Raw genomic sequence first — 25,366 nt, forward strand, 5'->3', positions numbered from 1 at the left:
CCGCCCACCAGCGGGGTCAGGCCACCTGCACGGTCCAGATGACCTGCATCCGCCAGACCATGATCGCGATGGCCATCGCGGCCACGCCGAGGATCACGGTGCTCCATCGGCTGCGCTCCATCAGCGCCCACAGCACCGCACCGATCGGCAGCAGCGCCGCCGACACCAGGTAGACCCAGAACTCGAGCAGGTCGCCGGTGGGCGGGTTCCCGGCGAGCGGCGAGACGATCGCGACCACGATCTGCGCGACCAGGAGCAGCTCGACGATCGCCAGGGCGCCGACCGACCAGTCGCTCGGACGGCGACCCGCGAGTCCGGCGATCACGCAGAACAGTCCGGCGGCGATCGCGACGGCGACCTGCACGAGAGTGAACCACAGGATCACCGGGCCACCTCCGGCATGTTCATCGCGCTCTTGAGGTCGGCGCCGCGCTTCTCCACCACTCCGACGAGCACGCCCTGGTCATCGATCGCGGCCGCCTCGCGGCTCTCCAGACGCGCAGCCGCCCCGTGCAGGCGCTTGCCGTGGCGCAGGTCGCGAGCCTCGTCGCCGGACACCTCGAGGGACGGCAGAACACGGACGGCCGCGGCTGCGGGGCTGAGCAGGGGCGCGCCGTCGAGGGCGTCGATGCCGACGGCATCCGCCACGTCGAACGCGCCGACACGCGTGCGCCGCAGTGCGGTGAGGTGTCCGCCCACACCGAGCGCGGCACCGAGGTCGCGCGCCAGAGACCGGATGTACGTCCCGGACGAGCACTCGACGACGACGTCCAGCTCGCGGAAGCCGTCGACGGCGCGGTCGGCGGTGACGTCGAAGCGCGAGACGACGACGTCCCGGGCGGCCAAGACGACCTCCTCCCCCGCGCGCACGCGGTCGTAGGCACGACGACCATCGACCTTGATGGCGGACACCGAGCTGGGGACCTGGGAGATCGCGCCGGTGAGCGCGCCGATCCCCTGCGCGATGCGGTCATCGGTGACGGATGCCCATGCCGTCGGCCCCGCCTGATTGACGATGTCGCCGTCGGCGTCGTCGGTCGTAGTGGTCACGCCGAGACGGATCGTCGCCTCGTAGGTCTTCTCCGCGCCCACGATGTAGGTGAGCAGGCGTGTGGCGCCCTCGACACCGATCACGAGCAGCCCCGTCGCCATCGGATCGAGCGTGCCGGCGTGGCCGACCTTGCGCGTGCCGAGGGCGCGACGCGCCCGTGCGACGACATCGTGGCTGGTGAGCCCTGCGGGCTTGTCGACGAGGAGGATGCCGGGCGAGACCATCCCTCCAGCCTACGGCGGTGGCGGCCTTAGCCGCACACCTCGTAGGCCGGTTCCGCATCCGTCGTCACGACGACGCCGCGCGCGGTGTCCTGTCCTTCGCGGAACTGGAAGAACACGTGCGCGTCACCGCTGGAGGGCAGACGCAGCCAGGACTCCGTCCCGATCTCGGCGGTCCCCTCCTCGGCGTCGGGGTAGGCCGCGAGGACGTCGGCGCGAGTCGAGCCTGCACCGAGCCCCTCGGCCGTCTTGGGGCCGCCGTCGGGCGAGGCCAGGCCGTAGACGGCCACTTCCTTGATCGGTGCCGTATCCGACTCGTTGCTGCGGAAGAAGTACATTCCGTACAGTCCCTCGGGCTGGCGCCAAAAGGCGCTGTACGAGCAGCTCTCAGCATCGGAGGACCAGGGCGCGGGGAGCGATGCGAGAGTGGAGTCGAAGTCGCCCCCGAGCTCGATCGGCCCGACAGCGGAATCGCTGATCGTCCAGGTGGACGGGTCGGCCGGATCCGCGACCGGATCACTGCTGGGAGTGGGAGTGGCGGACGGCGTCGACGTGGGCGTCGACGGGGCCGGCGACGGCGAGGATTCGGTCGCGGGCGCAGGGCTGGGCGCGCAGCCCGCGAGTACCCCGAGCGCGATCGCCATCAATGCGGCGCTGCCGACCTGTGCGGCTTTCTTGTACATGACTTCTCCGGTCCGCGTCGTCGACGCATTCGCATAGGCTGTGAGCGTGACCTCGCCCGCTCCGACGCCGTCGTCGCAGCTTGCGCACCCCCTATCCGAATGGTATCGGGCAACCGCCCGCGATCTCCCGTGGCGCCGCGTCGCTTTTCACAACGATTTCGGCGCGTGGGGCGTGCTCGTGAGCGAGTTCATGCTGCAGCAGACGCCCGTGGCCCGCGTCATCCCACACCTCGACGCGTGGCTCACCCGTTGGCCGACGCCGACGGCTCTCGCCGCCGCCTCGGCAGCGGAGGTCGTGCAGCAGTGGGCCAACCTCGGCTACCCCCGTCGCGCGCTCTGGTTGCATCGCGCCGCCCAGGAGATCACCCGACTGCATGAAGGCCGCGTGCCCGCCGACGTCGATGCACTGCTCGCGCTGACGGGGATCGGCGATTACACCGCGCGCGCCGTGTCAGTCTTCGCCTACGGCCGGCGTCACCCCGTCGTCGACACCAACACCCGGCGCGTGTTGGCGCGGGCCGTCGAGGGGCGCGCGCACCCCTCCTCCGCATCCCGCCGCGACCTGGTGCTGATGGAATCGCTCCTCCCCGACGACGAACGGGAGGCCGCGGTGTTCAATGCCGCCGCGATGGAGCTCGGCGCCACGGTCTGCACCGCCCGCGCCCCGCGCTGCGAGAGCTGCCCCCTCGCCGCCTCCTGCGCCTGGCTCGCCGAGGGTCGGCCGGACACCCCCGACACCCGGCGTCGACAGGCCACCTACGAGGGATCCGATCGCCAGGCCCGCGGTGCCGTGCTGCGCATCCTCCGCGAGACGGGCGGACCGGTGCCACTCGATCGCGTGCTGCCGGACTGGCCCGATCCGCTCCAACGCGATCGGGCGATCGACTCGCTCATCGCCGACGGACTCGCCGAGGCCGGCGACGGGATGCTCCGCCTGCCGACGTGAACCCGCTAGAGCATGCGTCCCATGCGGTGGGCACGCACCGTGAGCTCCACGCGCGACCGCACGCCGAGTTTCGTGAACGCTCGGCCGAGATGCACCTCGACCGTGCGCACCGAGATGGCGAGGTCCTGCGCGATATCGCGGTTGGGCGCGCCCGCGGCGGCGCGCATCGCGACTTCCAGCTCCCTCGCCGTGAGATACGGCGCCCACGCCGCGCGTGACGCGGCGAGCGGGTCGGTCGCGGACGCGGGAACCTCGTCGAGGCGGACGAGACGGCGGTCGGTCGCGCGCCGCCACGCCTGCGCGCCGCACACCTCGAACAGCCGCGACGCCGCACGCAGATGTTCCCCGGCTTCCGCATCCTCCCCGGCCACCGCGCATCGCACACCGAGCATCGCCTCCACCCGGGCACGGAGGAACGGCGACCTGATCGCCCGCGCAGCATCGGCGATATCGCTCCTCTCGACCATCCAGCGAGCCTCGGGGACGGCGGCGATCCCCCGCAGCAACGACCGCGCCTCGCGCATCTCCGGCGGCGCGATCGTCGGTCCCCCGCCGTCCGACGTCTCCGGACCGCCGAGCTCCTCGAGCCCCGGCACGGCCAGAGTCGGACCGGGTTCTCCGGAGTCGCGCCACAACCGCGATGATTCCGCGGCTCCCGCGAAGTCGCCGGTGAGGAAGCGCTCGATGGCACGGTCGAGCAGCACGTCGACGCGACGCGGGGACGGCAACGCGGCAGTGAGGGCGGCGGCGACCGGCCCCACCCGCCCGAGCACCGCCAGGTCCAGCCGTCGCGCGAGCACAACGCCGAGCCCCGAGAACGGCACCGCGATCGGATGCGAGTGCGCCGCGGCCAGGAGCCGCTCCCGTGCCGTCGAGACGTCTCCGCGCCAGAAGAGAAGCAACGCGTGCGCGACCGTGCGGTAAGCCGAGACGAGGGGGCTGCGCTCGAATCCCTCGACGAGCGGATCCACCTCCGCACTCAGAGAAGCGCCGTGTGCGAGGAGACGGATCCCGTCGTCCACCCTCCCCTCGACCGCGGCCGTCAGGGCGCGCAGCAGCACCCCGGTCACCGGCCCCGTCCCGCGGGCCTCCGGAGCGTCCGGCTCCCCGAGGAGCATCCAGCTCAGCGCCACGGTCGGGTCGCCGAGGGAACGTTCGACGCCGACGCGCGCCGCTGATTCGTGCAGGACGTCCGCCCAGCGTCGCATGCCCCTCCGGTCGGCGCGCTCGGCGCAGAGCGGCGCCGCCAACGCCGCGGCACGTGCCAACGCGTACCAGTCCTCGTCGGTGTCGGATCGAGGACGGATGGTCGCCGGGTCGATGCTGGGCACCGAGCCGTGAAGGTGTGCCTGGGCGATGACGAAACCGGCGAGTCCTCGGAGACGGAACCTCTCCACGCCGTCCGCCATGAGAGGCGCCAGCCAGCCGACCGCCTCCGCCGCGTACCCTCCCGCGATGGCGGCGGCACCTGCTACCTGGCGCGCCTCATCCAGAACCGCACCAGCCGCATGAGCGGCGGCCTCGCGCGCGAGGATCAGGGCCCGGTCGCTGCGTCCTGCCTCGGATTCCCCCCTCGCCGCGCCGACGAGGATCGCTGCCACCGACGGATCCGCGTGCAGGCTCGCCCGAGCCCGGTGCCACGCGGCCTCGGTCGCACGGGCTCGCGCGTGGAATACCCGATGCAGCCGTTCGTGCACCGCGGTGGCCTCTGACGCCGGGGTCCCGTCGGTGATCCAGGTCGCGAGCCTCCGGTCGGCCAGGCGGATGCGCCCCGCGCGCAGTTCGACGAGTTCGCCGATGACCGAGCGCCCCACTTCCCTCGCGTCGCGCCCGTCGAAGGCCAGAAGCGGTTCGAGGTCGTCGTCGAGGACTACGGAGGCGGCGAACAGCAGCGCGCGATCGCGGCTCGACAGGTCCAGCGACCGGAACGCATGCACGATAGCCGGTGCTGCGGGGAGCGGAGATGACAGCGGAGCCAGCCCGGTGCGCTGCGCGGGCGTCAGGCGCGCCGCGACTTCCATGACAGCACGGTCGTCGTCCTCCACTTCGGCGCGGAGACGGGCGAGCACATGCGGGGCGCAGGGCGTCGCGGCGTCACTGAGACGCAGCAGCAGCGCGCCGACGTCGTCGATCGTCGGCGCGCCGTGCGACCACACCGTTCCCTGCATGAGCTGCTCCTCGCCGAGGCGGGAGTCCTTCCCGCCTCGGCGAAGGTAGCAACCATGCGGCGCGATGCCGTGATCTGCAGCCGATATACCCTACGCGTCTCCGCGTGGACGTCGGTGCTTACGCGTCGTCGTCCTCGTTGCGCACGTACGGGTCGGCGTCACCCGCGTGCGAGGCGGAGGACGCGAGCTTGGCGACCTCCGCGTCGCGCTCCTGCGCCTCGCGCAGCAGCGCCGTGATGTGGTCCGCGTTCTCAGGCAGTGCGTCCGGGATGAACTCCAGCGTGGGCACCAGACGCGTGCTCAGCTGCCGTCCCACCTCGCTGCGCAGCATCCCCGTCGCCGAGGCCAGCGCCGCGCCGCTGGCGATGCGCTCCTCCTCGGTGCCGAGCACCGTGTAGAACACGGATGCGTGCTGGAGGTCGCCGCTCACCCGTACGTCGGTGAGGGTGACGAATCCGAGCCGCGGGTCGCGCAGCCCCTTCTCGAGCCGCTCCGCGAGGATCACACGGATCCGGTCGGCGAGGCGTGCCTGTCGTTCTCCAGCCATGCTTCAACTTCTCTCTCTTCACCGCCGCAGCGGCTCAGGACTGTAGCGGAGGCGATGGATGCCATCGGGATAGTCGGGGTTTTGGGGGTTCCCGTTATCCCGATGGCATCCATCGCCGGAGCGACTGAACGAGGATCAGCCGCGCGGCTTCTCGACCATCTCGGTGGTCTCGATCTCGTCACCGACCTGGATGTCGTTGTACTTGCCCAGGCCGATACCCGCCTCGAAGTCGGTACGGACCTCGGTGACGTCGTCCTTGAACCGACGCAGCGACTCGATCGCCAGACCGTCGGCGATGACCACACCGTCGCGGATGACGCGTGCCTTGGCGTTTCGCGTGATCGTTCCCGACCGCACGATGACACCGGCGATGTTGCCGAACTTCGAGGAGCGGAACACCTCGCGGATCTCGGCGACACCCGACTGGACCTCTTCGAACTCCGGCTTGAGCATGCCCTTGAGGGAGTTCTCGATCTCGTCGATCGCGTTGTAGATGACCGAGTAGAACCGGATGTCGACGCCTTCGCGGGAGGCCCGCTCGCGCGCCTTGGTGTCGGGACGCACATTGAAGCCCACGATGATCGCGTTGTCGATCGTCGCCAGGTTCACGTCCGACTCGGTGATCGCACCCACACCACGGTGGATGATGCGCAGCTGCACCGAGTCATCGACCTCGATCTTGAGCAGCGACTCCTCGAGGGCCTCCACGGCACCCGAGACGTCACCCTTGATGATGAGGTTGAGCGACTCGACCTTGCCCTCTTCGAGAGCACGGGTGAAGTCCTCGAGCGAGATGCGCTTGCGGGCCTTGGCCAGCTGGGCGTTGCGCTCGACGGCCTCGCGCTTCTCGGCGATCTGACGAGCCGTACGATCCTCCTCGGTGACGATGAAGACGTCGCCGGCGCGGGGCACCGAGTTCAGACCCTGCACCTGCACGGGACGCGACGGGTAGGCCTCGAGGACCTGCTCGCCGTTCTCGTCGGCCATCGCACGCACGCGCCCGTAGGCGGTGCCGGCGACGATCGCATCTCCGACCCGGAGCGTTCCCGACTGGATGAGCACCGTGGCGACCGATCCGCGGCCCTTGTCGAGCTTCGCCTCGATGGCGACACCGCGAGCGGCCTTGTTCGGGTTGGCGGTGAGGTCCAGACCCGCGTCCGCCGTGAGCAGCACGGCGTCGAGGAGCTCCTGGATGCCGGTGCCGGCGCGAGCCGACACGTCGACGAACATGACGTCTCCGCCGTACTCCTCGGCGACCAGTCCGTACTCGGTCAGCTGCTGACGCACCTTGGCCGGGTTGGCCTCGGGCTTGTCCACCTTGTTGACCGCGACCACGATCGGCACGTTCGCCGCCTGCGCGTGGTTCAGCGCCTCGACCGTCTGCGGCATGATGCCGTCGTCGGCCGCGACCACGAGGATCGCGAGGTCGGTCACCTGCGCACCGCGGGCACGCATGGCCGTGAAGGCCTCGTGACCCGGGGTGTCGATGAAGGTGATGGCGCGCTCGATGCCCTCGTGCTCGGTCCACACCTGGTACGCACCGATGTGCTGCGTGATGCCGCCGGCCTCGCCCTCGATGACGTTGGTCTGACGGATCGCGTCGAGCAGGCGCGTCTTACCGTGGTCGACGTGACCCATGACGGTGACGACCGGGGGACGGATCTCGAGGTCGTCCTCGCTCTCCTCCTCCAGCTCCTTCTCGAGGTCGAGACCGAAGCCCTCGAGGAGCTCCTTGTCCTCGTCCTCGGGCGAGACCATCTGGATCTTGTACCCGAGCTCCTCGCCGAGCACCTCGAAGGTGGCCTCGTCGAGCGACTCGGTCGCCGTGGCCATCTCGCCCAGGTTGAAGAGGATCGTGACGAGCGTTCCCGGCTGCACGGTGTAGCCGGTCAGCGTCTCGATCTTGTCGGCGAAGTCCGCGATCGACGCGCCGCGGCGCATGCGGATGATCTCCCCGTTACCGCGGGTGACGTTGACGCCGCCGACGACCGGGGCGCTCCGCATCTCGAACTCTTGCCGCTTCGCCCGCCGCGACTTGCGCTGCTTGCTCTTGCCGCCGCCCTTACCGAAGGCACCGGCGGTACCGCCGCCGGGACCACGGCCACGACCGCCGCCCCCACCGGGACGACCGGCGAAGCCACCGCCGGGACGCGCGCCGGCACCGGGACCGCCTGCTCCGCCGGGACGGCCGGGGCCGCCGGGACGCTGCTGGAACGGTGCACCGGGACGACCGCCCTGACCGCCGCGAGGGGCACCCGGACGGGGCGAACCCGGACGCGGGGCGCCGGGACGCGGGGAACCGGGACGGGGTGCCTGCGGACGCGGGATGTTGCCGGGCGTGGGGCGCTGCCCCATGCCCTGCGCCGAGGCGAAGGGGTTGTTGCCGGGACGCGGGCCCGCGGGACGCTGTCCCATGCCCTGCGCCGACGAGAACGGGTTGTTGCCGGGACGCGGGGCGCCCGGCTTGGGAGCACCCGAGTCGCCGGGCTTGGGTGCGGCGGGCGTCGGAGCGCTGGGCGCGGCGGGAGTCGCCGGGCCGGGGGTGGGCGCCGACGATGCCGGAGCCGCAGGCGACTGAGCAGCCGGGGCGGCCGGAGCCGCCGGGGCCGGTGCGGGCTTGGGACCGGGCTTCGGGCCCGGGGTGGGGCCGGACTTCGCTGCGGGCTTCGCGGCAGCGGGCTTGGCGGACGGAGCGGACTCCGCTCCGCCCTTGAGCGAGGGGTCGGCCTCGATCGCCGCGCGCAGCTTGCGGGCGACGGGGGGCTCGACGGTGGACGAGGGGCTCTTGACGAACTCGCCGAGCTCCTTCAGCTTCGCAAGTGCGACCTTGCTGTCGACGCCGAGTTCGGCGGCGATCTCGTGTACGCGTGGTTTACCAGCCACAATTCTCCTGTCTGGGGCGGTCTGCCCAGACAGGGCAGACCATTAGTCGCGGACGGGTCTCATTTCGAGCCGTTCACTTTGTTTCCATAGCCGTTCAGCCGTTTCTCGATGGTCTGCGTGTCCACTGCGGCGGACACACGGAGTGCTCGTCCGAAAGCACGGCGCCGCAGCGCGGCCTCTATGCATTCCTGCGTCGGATGCACCCACGCGCCCCTCCCCGGCAGGACGGCCCGCTCGTCGATGACGAGGATGTCGTTCTGGGACACCACCCTGATCAGGGCGGAGCGGGAAGCACGCGTGCGGCAACCGACGCACGTTCGTACGGGTTCCATCTTACACCTGGGATTCGTCGGGATCCGCACGCGCGGCGCGCGTCGGACGGCCCTCGGGCGCTCAGTCGAGCACGCTGTCCGGCTGGATGTCGATCTTCGCGCCGGTCAGCTTCGCGGCGAGGCGGGCGTTCTGCCCCTCCTTGCCGATGGCGAGCGACAACTGGTAGTCGGGGACGAGCGCGCGGACGGCCTTCGTCGTCGCGTCGAGGATGAACGAGCTGGTCACCTTCGCGGGCGACAGCGCGTTCGCCACGAACGCCGCGAGCTCCGGGTTGTGGTCGACGATGTCGATCTTCTCGCCGTTGAGCTCCTCGGTGACGGCCCGCACGCGACGCCCGAGTTCACCGATGCACGCGCCCTTGGCGTTGATCGCCGGGTCGTTCGCGCGCACCGCGATCTTGGTGCGGTGCCCGGCCTCCCGGGCCAGCGAGACGATGTCGACCAGGCCTGCGGCGATCTCGGGGACCTCGAGTGCGAACAACTTGCGCACGAGACCCGGGTGCGTGCGCGAGACGGTGATCTGCGGACCCTTGAGCCCCTTCGCCACGCTGGTCACGTACACGCGCAGCCGCGCGCCGTGCGGGTACTCCTCGCCGGGGACCTGCTCCTCTGGGGGCAGGATGGCCTCGACCGAGCCGAGGTCGACGTGGATCATCTTGGGGTTCGGCCCCTGCTGGATCACGCCGGCGACGATGTCGCCCTCCTTGCCGCGGAACTCTCCGAGCACCGCGTCGTCGGCGATGTCGCGCAGACGCTGACTGATGACCTGCTTGGCGGCGAACGCGGCGATGCGACCGAAGTCGCTCGGCGTGGCATCCTCCTCGCCGATGACCGCGCCCTCGTCGTCGGTGACCGGCTGCAGCACGGCGACGTGACCGGTCTTGCGGTCGAGGTCCACGCGCACACCTTCCGGCAGGTCGCCCTCCGCGGAGACGTGCTTGGAGTACGCGGTCAGGATCGCCTGTTCGATGATCGACACGAGTTCGTCGAAGGGGATGCCCTTCTCCTTCTCGATCCCTCGCAGCAGACTCAGTTCGATGTCCATGACGGCCTCCCTATTCAGCTCTCGTCGCGCGGAAACCTCACGCGCCACATCCGTACAACGATACCGTGCCGCGGCGCGGGCCGCCACGCGGCGTCAGCGCCCGGCGGCGGAGGGCAGCGCGTTCACGCCGCGGATCAGCTGAAAGAGATTGCCGACCTCGCGCTGACCGAGGTGAAGAGCGAGCCGCGGCATGTCCAGGGCGTCGCCGTCGGCGACCTCGGGTGCCGCGGGTTCGGCGCGCTCGATCCGACCGTCCGACACCAGCGCGCCGAACTGCTGGTTCAACCCCTCGATCTCCTCGTCGGTGGGGGCATGGCGCAGGCGCAGCACGAGCCTTTCGCCGATCCACCGCAGCGAGTGATAGTTGCGCCAGAAGCCGGTGATCTCGGCGCGCGCCTCCTCCACCGAGTCGGTCACGAGCACCCGATCGAAGTCGCCGGGCGAGATCACCCCCGCGGGCGCGAGGTGCTCGTCGATGAAGGTCTGCAGCCCCTGCCAGAACCCTCCCCCGGTCTGATCCAGCAGCACGATCGGCATCGGCTCCGCCTTGCCCGTCTGCTGCAGGGTGAGCAGCTCGAACATCTCGTCGAGCGTGCCGAAACCGCCCGGCAGACAGATGAAGCCCTGCGACTCCTTCATCAGCATGAGCTTGCGGGTGAAGAAGTACTTCATCGCCACGACCTGATCCTGCCCCGTGACGATGCCGTTGGGCTTCTCCTCGAACGGCAGCCGGATCGAGACCCCGAGCGACAGCGCGGGGCCGGCCCCCTCCGCCGCAGCCTGCATGATGCCGGGGCCGGCGCCGGTGACGACCATCCATCCGTCGCTCGCCAGCGCGGCCGCGATATCGCGTGCGCGCACGTACAGCGGGTCGTCGGTGCGCGTGCGCGCCGAACCGAAGACGGTGACCTTGGGCACCCCGTGGAACGGGGCGAACAGCCGGAAGGCGTCGCGCATCTCCGCCAGCGCCGCCGAGGCGATCTTGAGGTCGAGGCGGCTTGTGCCGTCTTCACCCAGGAGGATCGCCGTGCGCAGCATCCGCATCACGAGCCGACGATCGGTGTGCACGCCCGCCTCGTCGAGGACGGCGTTGATCTCGGCGCTGAGCGCCTGCGGGAGCGGTTCGTCGATCATGCCCCCAGCGTGTCACGCCGCGCCCGGGAACCTCGACCCGCAACGCCGCGGGTGGGACGGCGAGGGAGGGCGAGGGAGGGCGGCTTCCGCGCTCCCTCGCCCTCACGATCAGCGGGAGGTCAGTCGCGCGCGCGCCTCATCGAGGGAGACGGCTTCCCGCACTCCCCCTGCACGATCCCACAGCTCGACCTGACCATCGGCGGCACCGCGGCCCACGACGACGATCCACGGGACCCCGACCAGCTCGGCGTCGCTGAACTTCACACCGGGCGAGACCTTCGGGCGATCGTCGTAGAGCACGTCCAGCCCGGCGGCTTCGAGCGACGCCGACAGCTCGGCCGCGACGTCGAACGCGACCTGATCGCGGCCGGCGGCGACGACCTGCACATCGAACGGCGCGACGGACGGCGGCCAGATCAGACCCTTGTCGTCGTTGTTGAGCTCGGCGATGATCGCGAGGATGCGGGTGACCCCGATGCCGTACGAACCCATCGTGACCGTGACGAGCTTGCCGTTCTCGTCGAGCACCTTGAGGCCGAGCGCCTCGGCGTACTTGCGGCCGAGCTGGAAGACGTGACCGATCTCCATGCCGCGCGCGAGCTCGACCGGACCCGAGCCGTCCGGGGCGGGGTCGCCGGCGCGCACGTTCGCGATCTCGACGATGCCGTCCGCCTCGAAGTCCCGCCCGGCGACGACCGAGTGCGCGTGCTTCTGGTCGATGTTCGCTCCGGTGATCCAGCTCGTCCCCTCGCTCACGCGCGGGTCCACGAGATAACGGATGCCCGTGGCCGACTCCTCGCCGAGCACCGCTCCCGTGGGCGACCACGGGCCGATGTAGCCCTTGACGAGCAGCGGGTTGTTCTCGAAGTCCTCGGCACTCGCCGTCGTCACCTCGGCCGGGGCGAAGGCGACCTCCGCCCGCTTCTCGTCGACCTCGCGATCGCCGGGGATGCCGACGACGACGAGCTCGCGGGTGCCGTCGAGATGAGTGAGCGCGAGCACGACGTTCTTCAGGGTGTCGGCAGCGGTGTACTCGCCGTCGAGCACGGCGTTCGTGTGCGCGACCAGCGTCTCGATGGTCGGCGTGTCTGGAGAGTCGAAGATGACCGGGGATGCGTCGGCGTCGAAGGGGATCGCGTCGGGGACCGCCGTCGTGAACGCCTCGACGTTCGCCGCGTAGCCGCCGGCGCTGCGGACGAACGTGTCCTCACCGACGGGCGTGGGGTGCAGGAACTCCTCGCTGCGGGAGCCGCCCATCGCACCGGCATCCGCCTGCACGATCGCGTACTCGAGCCCGAGGCGCTGGAAGATGCGCTCGTAGGCGTCGCGCTGGGCCTGGTAGCTCGCGTCGAGACCGGCGTCGGAGGAGTCGAAGGAGTAGGCGTCCTTCATGGTGAACTCCCGCCCGCGGAGCAGACCGGCACGCGGCCGGGCCTCGTCGCGGTACTTGTCCTGGATCTGGTAGATCGTCAGGGGAAGGTCCTTGTAAGACGAGTACAGGTCTTTCACGAGGAGCGTGAACGCCTCTTCGTGCGTGGGGGCGAGCAGGTAGTCGCCGCCCTTCCGGTCCAGCAGACGGAACAGCAGGTCGCCGTACTCGTCCCAGCGACCGGTCGCCTCGTACGCCTCGCGCGGCATCAGCGCCGGGAAGTGCACCTCCTGCGCGCCGGCGTTGGCCATCTCCTCGCGCACGACCTTCTCGATGCGCGCCTTGACGCGCAATCCGAGGGGAAGCCACGCGAAGATGCCGGCCGCCTGGGGGCGGATGTAGCCTGCGCGGATCAGCAGCTTGTGACTGGCGACCTCTGCGCCGGCAGGGTCTTCGCGGAGGGTGCGGAGGAAGAAATTCGAGAGACGAGTGACCACGGGCCAAGTCTAGTGACCCGCGGTCACCCGCCTTCGCGGTGCGTCGCTCAGTTCAGCGCCGGGAGACCGGAGGGCACGACGCCGCCCTGATAGAGGTCCGCGGCGAGTTCCTGCAGCGCGGTGAGAGCGACCCGCTGCGGGAGCGGCCCGTAGGAGATGCGCGCGACGCCCAGCTTCTCGTACTCCGATGCGGCGAGCGCGCCGGGCAGCCCGATCACGCTGACCTTGCGCTCACCGATCCCCTCGACGAGCCGGCGGGTGACGTGGGCGTCGAGGATGCCGGGGACGAACACCGAGGTCGCTCCCGCGTCGAGGAAGGCACGGCCGCGCTGGATCGCGTCGGCGACGCTCTCCTCGACGGGACGCGACCCGCCGCGCACGAAGGCGTCGGTGCGGGCGTTGAGCGCGAACGGGACGCCCTCGGCTTCCGCGGCGCGGACGATCGCCTCGACGACCGCGACCGACTCGTCGAGCGGCTTCAGCCGGTCTTCGACGTTCGCGCCGACGACGCCGGCGGCGATGGCGAGGCGCGTAGTCTCGCCCGCGTCGCCGTATCCGTCGTCGAGATCGGCCGTGACGGGCACCGGCACGGATGCCGCGATGCGCCCGACCATGTCGATCATGACGTCGCGCGGGGTCGTACCGTCTTCGTATCCGAAGGTGGCGGCGATGCCGTGGCCCGCGGTGGCGATGGCACGGGTCTCAGGCAGGTTCGCGACGGCGCGCGCGGAGACGACGTCCCACACGTTCACGACGCGGAGGATCTCGGGGGCGTGGTAGAGGTCGACGAGGGTCTGGGCCTTCGATGCGGTGGTCATGTCCTCCACGCTAACGCCCGTTGGCATGCGGCGGGCCGTGACCGCCCGCCTAGGGTGGACGCATGCCCCAGCGTCGTACGCACGTCTCCCCCTCGGCCTCCCGGACCGAACTCGCCGCGGCGTTGGCCGCGATCCGCGCCGAGGTGGATGCTCCGACCGAGTTTCCCCAGGCGGTGCTCGACGAGGCGCAGTCCGCGCACGCGGCCCCGCCCGACCGGGATCTGCGCGACGTTCCCTTCGCGACGCTCGACCCCGCCGGTGCCCGCGACCTCGATCAGGCCTTCCATCTCGCGCGGCGCGGTGACGGTTACACGGTGAACTATGCGATCGCCGACGTTCCGGGGTTCGTGCGTCCGGGCGGCGCGGTGGACGCCGAGGCGCGACGCCGCGGACAGACCCTGTACGCGGCCGACGGCACGATCCCCCTGCATCCCCCGGTGCTCAGCGAGGATCGCGTCTCGCTCCTCCCCGATGTCGATCGGAACGCGCTGGTCTGGTCCTTCGACCTCGATGCCGCAGGTGCCGTCGTCGACACCCGCCTCGAGCGGGCGCTCATCCGGTCCCGCGCGCAACTGGACTACGCAGCGACGCAGGCGGCGATCGAACGCGGCGACGCCGGCTTCGCTGAGCTGCTGCCGGAGATCGGTCTCCTGCGGCTGGCGCAGGAGCGTGCGCGCGGCGGGGCGAGCCTCAATCTCCCCGACGAGGAGATCGTGCGATCGGAGGACGGCGCGTACGCGATCGAGCGCCGGCATCCCCTCCCGGTCGAGGACTGGAACGCGCAGCTCTCCCTGATGACGGGCATCGCCGCGGCCGAGATGATGCTCGGCGCGGGCGTCGGCATCCTGCGGACCATGCCCGAACCCGACGAAGCGGCGTTCGACGCCTTCCGCACGCAGACGCGGGTGCTGGGGCGGCCGTGGGACGCCGGTCGGTACGGCGAGTATCTCGCGGGGCTCGACCGCGCCGATCCCCTGACTCTCCCCGTGCTCCAGGCCGCAGCGGCTCTGTTCCGGGGGGCCGGGTACGTCGCGTTCGACGGGACCCCGCCCGCCGAGACGCGTCAGGCGGCGATCGCCGCCCCATACGCACACGTGACAGCGCCGCTACGACGCCTCGTCGACCGGTGGGGCCTGGCGATCTGCCTCGCCGTCGCCGAGGGGCGGCCCGCGCCGGACTGGGCGCGCGAATCGCTCACCGAGCTGCCCGCACTCATGCAGGCATCCGGTCAGCGCGCCTCGCGGCTCGACGCGGCCACCGTGAACGCGGTCGAGGCCGCTCTGCTCCAGCCGCTGATCGGCACGGAACTGTCGGCGACGGTGCTCGCGCGGCGCGGGGACGACCGCGCGAGCGTCCAGCTGGCGGAGCCGCCCGTGACCGCGACCGCGCCGGTCGGTCCCGACGCGCGCGTCGGCGACACGGTGGTCCTGCGGCTGGAGAGCACCGACATCTCCCGGGGAGAAGTGGTGTTCTCGATCTGATCGCCGCTCCGGCGGCGCCGGCTGCTCAGGCCGCGGTGGCCGTAGTGGTCATCACGAGCAACTGCGGGTCGCTGAGGTCGAGCTGCACGTGGATGCCCGCGAACGAGCCGAGCGAGTCGACGTGCGTGCCGCCGCAGAGGATGATCGCCTCCCCTTCGGGAAGCGCGCAGCGCCAGCGACGCCGGTCGGTGATGACCGGACCTTCGCTCTCGATGCTGCTCGGCACCGCCGACTCCACCCATCGCGCGAGCTGGTCGTTGACCCGCTTCTGGCGCTCGGCGAGCGTGGCGGCGAAGGTCTCGGTGTCGAAGCCGGCGCGTCGCAGACTCTTGCCGAGACGGTACTCGTCGACGCTGCCATCGGCGTGGATGCGGCTGGACTGGTTCGCCCGCCCCTCGAAGTCGGGGTTGCCCAGAGCGTCCTCACCCGGGTCCTTCCGCCACAGGTCGGCGAGCGCGAGATCGAGAGCCAGCGACGCCAGGTGGCAGGCGGTGTGCCCGCGGCTCAGACCGGCGCGCCGTGCATCGTCGACCTCGAGCACGACCTCGGCGCCCTCCGCGACCCAGGCGGGAGCGGGGTCATCGAGAAGATGCGCGACGAGCCACACCCAGCCTTCGGTGCCGCGGCGCACGGGGATGTCGGTGCCGACGGCGAACTGCCCCTCGGGGCCGACGGCGGCCATGACCGCCTCGGTCACCGACACGCGCTGGTCGCCGGCGACGATCTCCCCGGCGTCGCCGGGCTGGTCGGGCCACGTGTGGTCGACCGGGTGGAACGGCGTCGATGCGACGACGACCGCCGCCCCCTGCGGGGTGGACTGGACACGGGTGACGACGCTCTCGCCGCGGGTGGCCCCACCGGCGAACGAGACCAGGGTCGGCTGGATGCTCATCGGCGCGCTCAGGCCGTGACGACCTGTGCGGTGCCCAGCGGGGCCTCGGGTCCCATCTCGTCGGCGAGACGATTCGCCTCCTCGATCAGGGTCGCCACGATGTCGGCCTCCGGCACGGTCTTGATGACCTCGCCCTTGACGAAGATCTGACCCTTGCCGTTGCCGGACGCGACGCCCAGGTCGGCATCTCGGGCCTCGCCCGGGCCGTTCACGACGCACCCCATCACGGCGACGCGCAGGGGCACGGTCATCTCCTTGAGCCCCTCGGTGACGTCTTCGGCGAGCGTGTACACATCGACCTGCGCGCGACCGCACGACGGGCACGACACGATCTCGAGCTTGCGCTCGCGCAGATTGAGCGACTGCAGGATCTGGTGGCCGACCTTGACCTCCTCGGCCGGCGGGGCCGAGAGCGAGACCCGGATGGTGTCGCCGATCCCCTCGCCGAGCAGAATGCCGAACGCCGTCGCGCTCTTGATCGTGCCCTGGAACGCCGGGCCCGCCTCGGTCACGCCGAGGTGCAGAGGCCAGTCGCCCCGCTCCGCCAGCTGGCGGTACGCCTTGACCATCACGATCGGGTCGTTGTGCTTGACGGAGATCTTGAAGTCGTGGAAGTCGTGCTCCTCGAAGAGCGACGCCTCCCAGACCGCGCTCTCGACGAGTGCCTCCGGCGTCGCCTTGCCGTACTTCTCGAGGAGTCGACGGTCGAGCGACCCGGCGTTCACGCCGATGCGCAGCGAGACGCCCGCATCCTGCGCGGCCTTCGCGATCGCGCCGACCTGGTCGTCGAACTTGCGGATGTTGCCGGGATTCACTCGGACGGCCGCGCATCCGGCGTCGATCGCCTGGAAGACGTACTTCGGCTGGAAGTGGATGTCGGCGATCACCGGGATCTGGCTCTTCTTCGCGATGATGTGCAGCACGTCGGCGTCGTCCTGCGACGGGACCGCGACGCGCACGATCTCGCACCCGGAAGCGGTGAGCTCGGCGATCTGCTGCAGAGTGCCGTTGATGTCGGTGGTCTTCGTCGTGGTCATCGACTGCACGCTGATGGGTGCGTCTCCCCCGACGAGCACCTTGCCCACCTTGATCTGGCGGGACTTCCGTCGCGGGGCGAGGACTTCGGGGATCTTGGGCATCCCAAGGTTCACGGCTGGCACACCCCCAGCCTACGCCGCCTGCACGGGTGAAGGCTGTATACGCGCGCATGATCCTGCCGGCGGTCGGAGCGTCGCTCCGCGCGTCCTGTGGTAGTTTCGCCCCATGCGCACGAACGTCACCTGGTGGCCCGCCTCCTAGGCGGTGTGTTCGCGTTCCCACGAATCCAGACCGCCTCCGGGGCGGTCTTTTCGTTGCCGAGCCGGAGCCCCTCCCACAGGAGACATCGATGACCCTCGCACGACTGGCGGAGCTCGCCGCCGATCCCTCGTCCTCGTTCGTTCTGATCGCCCGCGACGGCGCCCGCGAGGTCGAGTTGCTGACCGGCGACGTGGTCGACGTCGACCTGCTGGCCGACATCCCCCTCTCCTCCGACGGCACACCGAACGAGGTGTTCGCGCTGGTGCCCTACCGGCAGGTGCGCGAACGCGGCTTCGTCGCCCAGGACGACGGCGCGCCGCTGCGCTGCCTCGTGGTCGGAGAGCACCTCCGTCTGCCGATGCCGTCGCTCCTCGCGGCGCTGCCCGCAGACGACATCCCTCTGCACGACGACGGCTTCGACATCTCCGACGACGAGTACGCACGCATCGTCGAGACCGTCATCGCCGACGAGATCGGACGGGGCGAGGGCGCGAACTTCGTCATCCGCCGGGACTTCACCGCGCGCATCGAGAGCGACGACCGTACGGCCGCCCTCACCTGGTTCCGTGCGCTCCTGTCGCACGAGCGCGGAGCGTACTGGACGTTCGCCGTGTTCACCCCGGGTCACATCGCGGTCGGCGCGAGCCCCGAGGCGCACGTCGTCGCCCGCGGGGGCGTCGTCACGATGAATCCCATCTCGGGCACCTTCCGGCACCCGGCGGGCGGCGCCACGCGCGACACGCTCGTGGACTTCCTCTCTTCCACCAAGGAGACCGAGGAGCTCTTCATGGTCGTCGACGAGGAACTCAAGATGATGAGCGCCGTCTGTTCCGACGGCGGACGCATCACCGGCCCGCACCTCAAGGAGATGTCCCGACTCACGCACACCGAGTACATGCTGCGCGGCCGCAGCAGGCTCGACCCGCGCGACATCCTCAGGGAGACGATGTTCGCGCCGACCGTCACGGGGTCGCCCATGCAGAACGCCTGCGCCGTGATCCGTCGGCACGAGACGCGTCCGCGCGGCTACTACTCGGGTGTCGCGGCCCTGTTCACGCCGAACTCCGAGGGCGGCCACGATCTCGATGCGCCCATCCTCATCCGCACCGTGTACGTCGTGGACGGCCAGGTCCGCGTGCCGGTCGGTGCGACCCTGGTGCGCCACTCCGACCCGCGCGGGGAGGTGGGCGAGACGCACGGCAAGGCCGCCGGCGTGCTCGGAGCGATCGGAGCAATCGATCGCGACCGCGCCGCCGAGGCGCGCGACGACACGGATGCCCCGGACGATGCCCCGGCACTGTCCGCCGATCCGGCCGTGGCCGAGCTGCTCGCGTCGCGGAACTCACGACTGGCCGATTTCTGGCTCGACCCGCAGACGGAGGACCACACCGGACCGTTCGAGGGACGGAGCGCGCTCGTGGTCGACGCCGAGGATCGCTTCACCACGATGCTCGCGCATCAGCTGCGGCACCTGGGTTTCGATGTGTCGATCGCGCCGTGGGACGCGGTGACGGATGCCGAGGCGGACGCCGCGGACATCGTCGTCGCCGGGCCCGGCCCGGGTGACCCCCGCGACGCGACGAACCCGCGCATCGCCCGGATGCGCGAGGTCGTGCGACGCCGCCGCGCGAGCGCGACCCCCCTTCTCGCCGTCTGCTTGAGCCACCAGATCCTCGCGGACGGGCTCGGCGTGGCACTCGTTCCGCTCGATGCTCCTCACCAGGGTCTGCAGAAGTCGGTTCCGGTGTTCGGCGAGCAGGCGTCCATCGGCTTCTACAACACCTTCACGGCGCGGGTCGACCCGGGCCTGACGACGGTCGGCCCGGCGGAGGTGTCCGCCGATCCTGCAACCGGCGATGTCTACGCTCTGCGCGGCCCCGCCTTCGCCTCGGTGCAGGGGCACCTCGAGTCGATCCTGTCGCGCGACGGCATCCGCACGCTGGAGCGCCTCGTGGGGCACGCACTGCGCGGCTGACGCCAACGACGGTGCGCCCCGGCAGGTCCGTGCCGCTACTGCAGCAGGTCGACGGGGTTAAAGACGTCGGCGACCAGGAGAAGCGCGCCCATGCCGATCAGCAGCACCGCGACGACGACCGTCAGTGGTACGAGCCGCGTGGCATCGACCGGCGCGGGTGGCGGCCGGCGGAAGATCCGCGCCCAGGCGCGCTTCACGCCCTCCCAGAGCGCGACGACGATGTGCCCGCCGTCGAGCGGCAGCAAAGGGATCAGGTTGAACACGAACAGAGCGATGTTCAGCGACCCCAGCAGGTTCAGCAGCACCGCGAAGCGATTGAGAACGGGCGCCTCGGTCGCCGCGATCTCGCCGGCGATGCGCCCGACGCCCACGACGCTCAGCGGGCCGTTCGGGTCGCGTTCCGTGCCCGTCACCAGCGAGGCGCCGACGTCCCACAGGCGCACGGGCAGCGTCGCGATGAGCGAGGCCACGCGTCCGACGTTCTCCGCCGCCATCTCCGGGCCGACGATCAGCGGTTGCGGCACGAAGCCCATCTGCGACGCCATCCCGACGTAGCCGACCTCGCGCACGACCGGCTCGCCGTCGTCGTCGAGCACGGGGCGTCCCGCCGCATCGGTCAGCTCGCGCTCGGCGGCGATCGGCGTGATCGACAGGGCGACGTCCTCATCGTCGCGCCGCACGACCAGGTCGAGCGGCTTCCCCGGGGACGCCTGCACGATCTCGGTGGCTTCGGCGAACGTCGACACCGGTGTGCCGTCGATGGAGACCAGGACGTCGCCCGGACGGATCCCCGCCTCGACCGCGGGAGACGCGGGGTCGTCAGCCGAGCACGCCTCCTGCGTGGTCCCGGCGGGGACGACGCACTGGGTGACCGAGGCGATGGTGGTCGTACCCTGCTGCAGTCCGATACCCGAGGCGAGAACCGTGAAGATCAGCAGCGCCAGCAGCAGGTTCATGAGAGGACCGCCGAACATCACGATCACGCGCTTCCATACCGGGAGGCGATAGAAGACGCGATGCTCCTCGCCCTCCGCGATGGTCTCGTCGTTCGCGGTCCTCGCGTCCTGCACCAGACTGCGGAAGAGGCCACCCGCCGGGCGCGCGCTCCGCGACGCCGGGTACATGCCCGACATCGAGATGAACCCGCCGACGGGCAGCAGCTTGACTCCGTATTCGGTCTCGCCGATGCGGCGCGACCAGATGCGCGGGCCGAACCCGATCATGTACTGGCCGACACGCACGCCGAACAGCTTCGCGGGCAGGAGGTGGCCGATCTCGTGCAGACCGATCGAGAGGCCGAGGCCGATCAGCATGAAGAGGATGCCACCCGCATAGAGCAGGATTTCCACCCGCTCACGCTACTGCCTCGCGCCTAGGAATCAGCCCCGTGCATGCGATCATGGAAGAGACATGTCGATCGAACACAACTCGAGCCTGCCTCCCGTGCTCCGCCCCGCGAACCCGCCCCGGCGTGAGCTGTCCGAAATCGCCGCACGATTCGCTCGGGAGGTGCGCGGCGCCGTCGACGGCGTCACCGTCTCGGGCATCACACTCGCGACGGCCGACCTCCGAGCCGGTGAGGCGTTCGTCGCCATCCGGGGCGTGAACAGGCACGGCGCGGAATTCGCCGATGCCGCCGCCGAGAAGGGCGCGGTCGCCGTCATCACCGACGACGCCGGGGCGGACATCGCCGCATCGGCCGGACTGCCGATCCTCGTCGTCGACGACCCCCGCGCCGTGCTGGGAGACCTCAGCGCCTGGGTGTACGGCACCGGCGCCGACGACCCGCTCCCCCTGCTGTTCGCCACGACCGGCACGAACGGCAAGACCAGCGTGTCGCACCTCCTCGAGGGCATCCTGGATCAGCTCGGCGTCGTCACCGGACTCTCGTCGACCGCCGAGCGTCACATCGCCGGCGAGGTCATCGTCTCGCGCCTCACCACTCCCGAGGCGTCCGAGTTCCACGCTCTCCTCGCCCTCATGCGCGAGCGGGACGTCGAGGCCGTCGCCGTCGAGGTGAGCGCCCAGGCCCTGTCGCGGCATCGCGTCGACGGCATCCATTTCGACGTCGCCGGATTCACGAACCTCAGCCACGACCATCTCGACGACTACGCCGACATGGAGGAGTACTTCGAGGCGAAGCTGCCGCTGTTCCGCGCCGACCGCTCCGGACGCGCGGTCGTGTGCCTCGACTCGCCCTCCGGCGCCGTCGTGGTGGAACGCGCCGAAATCCCCGTGGTGACGGTCGGCACCCCGCTCATCGCGGCCGACCCCGACGCGGCCGGCCGAGCGGACTGGGTCGTCACGATCCAGGACGAGCGCGCCAGCGGCACGACCTTCACCATGACCGGTCCCGCCGGATCGCTCACCACCACGGTTCCGGTGATCGGGCCGCACATGGCGGCCAACGCCGCCCTCGCCATCGTCATGCTCCTCGAAGGCGGCTACGAGTGGCAGCGCATCGTCGCCGCGCTCGACCGTGACGGCGGCATCCGCGCGTACCTCCCCGGACGCACGCAGCTCGTCTCGGGCGACCGTGGCCCCGCGGTGTTCGTCGACTTCGGCCACTCCCCCGACGCGTTCGAGAAGACGCTCGCCGCCGTGCGCCGGGTCACGCCGGGGCGCGTGGTGATGCTGTTCGGCGCCGACGGCGACCGCGACGCGAGCAAGCGCTACGACATGGCGCGCACCGCGGTCGAGGGCAGCGACATCTTGGTCGTCACCGATCACCACCCCCGGTTCGAGGACCCCGATTCGATTCGCGCGACGCTGGTCGCCGGAGCGCGTCGCGCCCGTCCGGATGCCGAGATCCACGAGTTCTCCCCGCCGGAGACGGCGATCATCGAGGCGGTCGCGCTCGTCGGCGACGGCGACGCGATCCTGTGGGCGGGACCGGGTCACCAGGATTACCGCGACATCCGCGGCGTCCGTACCCCCTACTCGGCCCGGGAACTCGCCCGCCGTGCGCTGCGTGCGGCCGGGTGGCCGGTGCCCGAGCCGCGCTGGCCCGTGCCGTACCCCGACGAGGACTGAGCCGGGCTGCGGGGTCAGCGGGCGGCGATCAGCCGGTCCGCGGTCTCCCGCGCCCAGCGCTCCGCCTCGCCCAGCGACTCGACCGTGAGTTCGTCGGGCGCGTCGTGCGCATCCACGACCGCGGCGATCGTGTCCACGATGCCGAGGAACGGCAGTCGTCCCTCGTGGAACGCATCGACGGCCTGCTCGTTGGCGGCGTTGTAGACCGCGGGGAACGTCGCACCCGCACGTCCGACGGTCTTCGCGAGGGCGACGGCGGGAAAGGCCTCGTCGTCGAGAGGCTCGAAGGTCCACGACGTGGCCGTCGTCCAGTCGAGGGGACGACCGACCCCTCCCACCCGGTTCGGCCAGTCGAGGCCGAGGGAGATGGGAAGCCGCATGTCGGGCGGCGAGGCCTGCGCGATCGTCGACCCGTCGATGAACTCCACCATCGAGTGCACGACCGACTGCGGGTGCACCACCACGTCGATGTCGTCATAGGGCACGTCGAACAGCAGGTGCGCCTCGATCACCTCGAGCCCCTTGTTCACCAGGGTCGCCGAGTTGGTCGTGACCATGCGCCCCATGTCCCACGTCGGGTGCGCGAGCGCCTCGGCCGGAGCCACGTCGGCGAGCTCGGCGCGGCTGCGTCCGCGGAACGGGCCGCCGGACGCCGTCACGACGAGCCGCCGTACTTCGGAGCGATCGCCGCTGCGGAGCGCCTGGGCGATCGCCGAGTGCTCCGAATCGACGGGGACGATCTGGCCGGGGCGGGCCGCTCGCTGCACGAGCGCGCCCCCGACGATCAGCGATTCCTTGTTGGCGAGCGCCAGGGTACGACCGGCCTGCAGTGCCGCGAGGGTCGACCCCAGTCCGATCGACCCGGTGATCGCGTTGAGCACCACGTCGGCATCGACGTCGCGCACCAGCTGCTCCGCCTCGGCGGCGCCCAGGGCCGTGCTGTCGACGCGGAAGTCCTGCGCCTGCTGCGCGAGCATCTCGGCGTTGGATCCGGCTGCGAGACCGACGAGCTCGAAGCGTCGGGGGTTGGCGCGGATGACGTCGAGCGCCTGCGTGCCGATGGAGCCGGTGGAGCCGAGGACGATGACGCGCTGCATGCCCGCCAGCCTATGGCACGCCCCGGCTCGCCCGGTCAGGGCTGGGTGGGTGTGGTGGCCAGGATGTCGACGACGAACACGAGGCTCTCGTTCTGCAGCTCGTGCCCCTCGCTCGCGCCGTATCCCTCGGACGGCGGCATCACGACGACCACCTGCGAGCCGACCTGCTGGCCCTCCAGCGCCTTGCGGAAGCCGGTCACGACGCCGGTGGTCTGGAACTGGGAGGGAACGGCGTCGCGGCTCCAGCTCGAGTCGAACTCCGAGCCGTCCGACCACTTCACGCCGAGGTATTGCACGACGACGAGGTCGCCCTCGCCGACGGTCGCTCCGTCGCCCTGCTTGAGCACGGCGACCTTCGTCTCGGTCGGGGCATCGCCCTCGGGGATGGTGACGGTCGGGGCACCGTCGTCGTCGAGTTCGACGGTCGGCATGCCCTCGGTGGGCTCGACGGGGGTGCCCGTCGCGACCTCGGGAAGCTCCTCGACGGCCTGCGCGTAGACCACCTTGTCGGTCTGTCCTTCACCGAACACGCTGCCGGGCAGCGCGAGCACGACCTGGGTGCCGAGCGGCTGGCACTCGAGTGCCGCGAGGAACAGCGACGAGTTGTTCTGGTCGAGCAGCACGGGCAGCTCGCCGTTCTCGCCGCGCGCGGAGGAGTCGACGATCTCTCCGGTCGACGCCTCGACGAGCTGGAACGCGACGGACACGAGGTCGCCGTTGACGACATCGTCACCGTCGCCCTCCGACACCACGGTGCGCTCGACACCGGCGAACGCGGCGTCGGCGGGCACGGAGACGGTGGCCTCAGCACCCTCGCCCTCGACGGTCACCGCGTCGGAGGTCTCGCCGGGCTGCGCGTCGAGCATGCACTGGCTCGAGCCGGAGGCGTCGGGAGTGGACGAGCTCTCGGGCTCGGTACTACCCGAGCAGCCCGCCAGGATCAGGGTCGCCGCAGCGACGGTGGACAGGAGAATGAGCGGACGCTTGCGCACAGTGAGACCTCGAGATCGCGGGCGGGACGCTCCATCCTCTCGCATTTCGCTTTGCCCGCGCTGGGAGAAGGGCCGATGGGCGCATTCCGGGCCGGGCATGGATTCGGGAGTAGCCTTCTCTGATGACCTCCGAGCAGCCCGCCGAGCCGGACGCCCCCGAAGAACAGGGCTCGGCCCCTCGCCACGCGGGGTTCGCGTACGCCCTCGGGCGGAGCCTCATCACGCCGCTCGCCCGAGGCCTGTACCGCCCGCGCATCGAGGGGCGCGACAACGTCCCGCTCGAGGGCGCCGTCATCTTCGCCAGCAACCACCTGTCGTTCATCGACTCGATCGCGATCCCGGTCGCCGCCCCGCGACCCGTGCACTTCCTCGCGAAGTCGAGCTACTTCGAAGGCACGGGCTTCCGCGGCTGGCTGAGCAAGACGTTCTTCGAGTCCATCGGTGCCATACCGGTGCGCCGCGGTGCAGGACAGGCCGCACTGGACGCGCTCGATCTTCAGCGACAGTTGCTCGACGAGGGGCTCGCCGTGGCGTTGTACCCCGAAGGAACCCGGTCGACCGATGGCCGTCTGTACAAGGGCCGCACGGGTGTCGCGTTCCTCGCTCTGCAGACCGGGGCTCCGGTCGTGCCGGTCGGGCTGATCGGGACGGACAAGGTGATGCCCGTCGGCGCCAAGATGCCGACCATGAAGGAACGCATCACCGTGCGCTTCGGCGAACCGCTCGACCTCTCGGGCCACGGCCCGGCCGGCAGCGGGCGCGCGCGCCGACAGGCGACCGATGAGATCATGGCTGCGATCCACGCCTTGTCGGAGCAGGAACTGGCGGGGACGTACAACGAGACGCCTGCGCAGGGCACGATCGAGAAGATCAAACAGGCACTCCCCCACGAGCGCCGCTGAC

At 70.7% G+C, this 25,366-nt stretch carries 21 protein-coding genes; 5 read left to right on the forward strand and 16 right to left on the reverse strand.

The genetic code is table 11. The features are described 5' to 3' along the window. Positions 1 to 16: 16 nt before the first annotated feature. From AC3A3J_RS11795 to AC3A3J_RS11805, 3 genes are read right to left on the reverse strand one after another with little or no spacing between them, the layout of a single operon-like run. Positions 17 to 385, reverse strand: a complete 369-nt coding sequence (locus tag AC3A3J_RS11795; protein ID WP_487672452.1) for a hypothetical protein — start codon at positions 383 to 385, stop codon at positions 17 to 19. Continuing rightward, positions 382 to 1,275, reverse strand: a complete 894-nt coding sequence (gene truB / locus AC3A3J_RS11800) for a tRNA pseudouridine(55) synthase TruB (RefSeq protein WP_487672453.1) — start codon at positions 1,273 to 1,275, stop codon at positions 382 to 384. Before truB ends, AC3A3J_RS11795 begins: the two co-directional genes overlap by 4 nt. 26 nt (positions 1,276 to 1,301) lie before the next feature. Next, positions 1,302 to 1,955, reverse strand: a complete 654-nt coding sequence (locus tag AC3A3J_RS11805; protein WP_487672454.1) for a hypothetical protein — start codon at positions 1,953 to 1,955, stop codon at positions 1,302 to 1,304. 178 nt (positions 1,956 to 2,133) lie between these two features. Here AC3A3J_RS11805 and AC3A3J_RS11810 point away from each other — a divergent pair, with 178 nt between their 5' ends. Continuing rightward, the gene (locus AC3A3J_RS11810; RefSeq protein ID WP_487672455.1) at positions 2,134 to 2,901 is read left to right on the forward strand and encodes an HhH-GPD family protein; all 768 of its coding nucleotides are present in this window, start codon (positions 2,134 to 2,136) and stop codon (positions 2,899 to 2,901) included. A gap of 5 nt (positions 2,902 to 2,906) precedes the next feature. On the opposite strand, the gene AC3A3J_RS11815 is transcribed toward AC3A3J_RS11810, so the two are convergent. From AC3A3J_RS11815 to AC3A3J_RS11850, 8 genes are all read right to left on the reverse strand, one after another. Further along, positions 2,907 to 5,069 carry a helix-turn-helix transcriptional regulator gene (locus tag AC3A3J_RS11815; protein WP_487672456.1) on the reverse strand — a complete coding sequence of 721 codons (2,163 nt, stop codon included), beginning with the start codon at positions 5,067 to 5,069 and terminating at the stop codon, positions 2,907 to 2,909. Between the two features lie 118 nt (positions 5,070 to 5,187). Further along, positions 5,188 to 5,616 carry a 30S ribosome-binding factor RbfA gene (rbfA, locus tag AC3A3J_RS11820; protein WP_487672457.1) on the reverse strand — a complete coding sequence of 143 codons (429 nt, stop codon included), beginning with the start codon at positions 5,614 to 5,616 and terminating at the stop codon, positions 5,188 to 5,190. 135 nt (positions 5,617 to 5,751) lie between these two features. Beyond that, positions 5,752 to 8,499, reverse strand: coding sequence for a translation initiation factor IF-2 (infB, locus tag AC3A3J_RS11825; RefSeq protein WP_487672458.1), 2,748 nt, complete (start codon positions 8,497 to 8,499; stop codon positions 5,752 to 5,754). Positions 8,500 to 8,558: 59 nt separating this feature from the next. Further along, entirely contained in the window at positions 8,559 to 8,765 is a 207-nt protein-coding gene (locus AC3A3J_RS11830; RefSeq protein ID WP_487672459.1) for a YlxR family protein, read from the reverse strand. Between the two features lie 127 nt (positions 8,766 to 8,892). Continuing rightward, positions 8,893 to 9,876: a transcription termination factor NusA gene (nusA, locus tag AC3A3J_RS11835; RefSeq protein ID WP_487672460.1), complete on the reverse strand. Its 984-nt coding sequence runs from the start codon at positions 9,874 to 9,876 to the stop codon at positions 8,893 to 8,895. A gap of 93 nt (positions 9,877 to 9,969) precedes the next feature. Then, positions 9,970 to 11,010 carry an LOG family protein gene (locus tag AC3A3J_RS11840; protein ID WP_487672461.1) on the reverse strand — a complete coding sequence of 347 codons (1,041 nt, stop codon included), beginning with the start codon at positions 11,008 to 11,010 and terminating at the stop codon, positions 9,970 to 9,972. Positions 11,011 to 11,118: 108 nt separating this feature from the next. Beyond that, positions 11,119 to 12,876 carry a proline--tRNA ligase gene (locus AC3A3J_RS11845; RefSeq protein WP_487672462.1) on the reverse strand — a complete coding sequence of 586 codons (1,758 nt, stop codon included), beginning with the start codon at positions 12,874 to 12,876 and terminating at the stop codon, positions 11,119 to 11,121. 47 nt (positions 12,877 to 12,923) lie between these two features. Next, positions 12,924 to 13,694 carry an isocitrate lyase/PEP mutase family protein gene (locus AC3A3J_RS11850; protein ID WP_487672463.1) on the reverse strand — a complete coding sequence of 257 codons (771 nt, stop codon included), beginning with the start codon at positions 13,692 to 13,694 and terminating at the stop codon, positions 12,924 to 12,926. Positions 13,695 to 13,756: 62 nt separating this feature from the next. Between AC3A3J_RS11850 and AC3A3J_RS11855 the strand changes: the two genes are divergently transcribed. Further along, positions 13,757 to 15,175: an RNB domain-containing ribonuclease gene (locus AC3A3J_RS11855; protein ID WP_487672464.1), complete on the forward strand. Its 1,419-nt coding sequence runs from the start codon at positions 13,757 to 13,759 to the stop codon at positions 15,173 to 15,175. 25 nt (positions 15,176 to 15,200) lie between these two features. On the opposite strand, the gene AC3A3J_RS11860 is transcribed toward AC3A3J_RS11855, so the two are convergent. After that, positions 15,201 to 16,067 (reverse strand): alanyl-tRNA editing protein, encoded by an 867-nt coding sequence (locus AC3A3J_RS11860; protein ID WP_487672465.1) that lies wholly within the window; start codon positions 16,065 to 16,067, stop codon positions 15,201 to 15,203. An 8-nt stretch (positions 16,068 to 16,075) separates the two neighbouring features. Next, positions 16,076 to 17,206 (reverse strand): flavodoxin-dependent (E)-4-hydroxy-3-methylbut-2-enyl-diphosphate synthase, encoded by a 1,131-nt coding sequence (gene ispG, locus AC3A3J_RS11865; protein ID WP_487673105.1) that lies wholly within the window; start codon positions 17,204 to 17,206, stop codon positions 16,076 to 16,078. A gap of 248 nt (positions 17,207 to 17,454) precedes the next feature. On the opposite strand from ispG, the gene AC3A3J_RS11870 reads away from it, so the two are divergent. Continuing rightward, positions 17,455 to 19,341, forward strand: coding sequence for an anthranilate synthase family protein (locus tag AC3A3J_RS11870; protein ID WP_487672466.1), 1,887 nt, complete (start codon positions 17,455 to 17,457; stop codon positions 19,339 to 19,341). Positions 19,342 to 19,376: 35 nt separating this feature from the next. On the opposite strand, the gene AC3A3J_RS11875 is transcribed toward AC3A3J_RS11870, so the two are convergent. Further along, on the reverse strand, positions 19,377 to 20,690 hold the full coding sequence (locus AC3A3J_RS11875) for a M50 family metallopeptidase (RefSeq protein WP_487672467.1): 1,314 nt from the start codon (positions 20,688 to 20,690) through the stop codon (positions 19,377 to 19,379). A 61-nt stretch (positions 20,691 to 20,751) separates the two neighbouring features. Here AC3A3J_RS11875 and AC3A3J_RS11880 point away from each other — a divergent pair, with 61 nt between their 5' ends. Then, the gene (locus tag AC3A3J_RS11880) at positions 20,752 to 22,374 is read left to right on the forward strand and encodes a Mur ligase family protein (protein ID WP_487672468.1); all 1,623 of its coding nucleotides are present in this window, start codon (positions 20,752 to 20,754) and stop codon (positions 22,372 to 22,374) included. Between the two features lie 14 nt (positions 22,375 to 22,388). On the opposite strand, the gene dxr is transcribed toward AC3A3J_RS11880, so the two are convergent. Together dxr and AC3A3J_RS11890 are read right to left on the reverse strand one after the other, a co-directional pair. Further along, positions 22,389 to 23,471: a 1-deoxy-D-xylulose-5-phosphate reductoisomerase gene (dxr, locus tag AC3A3J_RS11885; RefSeq protein WP_487672469.1), complete on the reverse strand. Its 1,083-nt coding sequence runs from the start codon at positions 23,469 to 23,471 to the stop codon at positions 22,389 to 22,391. A 35-nt stretch (positions 23,472 to 23,506) separates the two neighbouring features. After that, positions 23,507 to 24,463, reverse strand: coding sequence for an FKBP-type peptidyl-prolyl cis-trans isomerase (locus AC3A3J_RS11890; protein ID WP_487672470.1), 957 nt, complete (start codon positions 24,461 to 24,463; stop codon positions 23,507 to 23,509). 122 nt (positions 24,464 to 24,585) lie between these two features. Here AC3A3J_RS11890 and AC3A3J_RS11895 point away from each other — a divergent pair, with 122 nt between their 5' ends. After that, on the forward strand, positions 24,586 to 25,365 hold the full coding sequence (locus tag AC3A3J_RS11895; protein WP_487672471.1) for a lysophospholipid acyltransferase family protein: 780 nt from the start codon (positions 24,586 to 24,588) through the stop codon (positions 25,363 to 25,365). The last annotated feature ends 1 nt before the right edge of the window (position 25,366 follow it).

This window comes from Microbacterium sp. Soil_N32, from assembly GCF_057655505.1.

Excerpts from the sequence above, each read along its gene's own strand:
- truB (WP_487672453.1), bottom strand. The coding sequence starts at position 1,275 with ATGGTCTCGCCCGGCATCCTCCTCGTCGACAAGCCCGCAGGGCTCACC.
- AC3A3J_RS11805 (WP_487672454.1), bottom strand. The coding sequence starts at position 1,955 with ATGTACAAGAAAGCCGCACAGGTCGGCAGCGCCGCATTGATGGCGATC.
- AC3A3J_RS11815 (WP_487672456.1), bottom strand. The coding sequence starts at position 5,069 with ATGCAGGGAACGGTGTGGTCGCACGGCGCGCCGACGATCGACGACGTC.
- rbfA (WP_487672457.1), bottom strand. The coding sequence starts at position 5,616 with ATGGCTGGAGAACGACAGGCACGCCTCGCCGACCGGATCCGTGTGATC.
- nusA (WP_487672460.1), bottom strand. The coding sequence starts at position 9,876 with ATGGACATCGAACTGAGTCTGCTGCGAGGGATCGAGAAGGAGAAGGGC.
- AC3A3J_RS11840 (WP_487672461.1), bottom strand. The coding sequence starts at position 11,010 with ATGATCGACGAACCGCTCCCGCAGGCGCTCAGCGCCGAGATCAACGCC.
- AC3A3J_RS11850 (WP_487672463.1), bottom strand. The coding sequence starts at position 13,694 with ATGACCACCGCATCGAAGGCCCAGACCCTCGTCGACCTCTACCACGCC.
- AC3A3J_RS11855 (WP_487672464.1), top strand. The coding sequence starts at position 13,757 with ATGCCCCAGCGTCGTACGCACGTCTCCCCCTCGGCCTCCCGGACCGAA.
- AC3A3J_RS11860 (WP_487672465.1), bottom strand. The coding sequence starts at position 16,067 with ATGAGCATCCAGCCGACCCTGGTCTCGTTCGCCGGTGGGGCCACCCGC.
- ispG (WP_487673105.1), bottom strand. The coding sequence starts at position 17,206 with ATGCCCAAGATCCCCGAAGTCCTCGCCCCGCGACGGAAGTCCCGCCAG.
- AC3A3J_RS11870 (WP_487672466.1), top strand. The coding sequence starts at position 17,455 with ATGACCCTCGCACGACTGGCGGAGCTCGCCGCCGATCCCTCGTCCTCG.
- AC3A3J_RS11880 (WP_487672468.1), top strand. The coding sequence starts at position 20,752 with ATGTCGATCGAACACAACTCGAGCCTGCCTCCCGTGCTCCGCCCCGCG.
- dxr (WP_487672469.1), bottom strand. The coding sequence starts at position 23,471 with ATGCAGCGCGTCATCGTCCTCGGCTCCACCGGCTCCATCGGCACGCAG.
- AC3A3J_RS11895 (WP_487672471.1), top strand. The coding sequence starts at position 24,586 with ATGACCTCCGAGCAGCCCGCCGAGCCGGACGCCCCCGAAGAACAGGGC.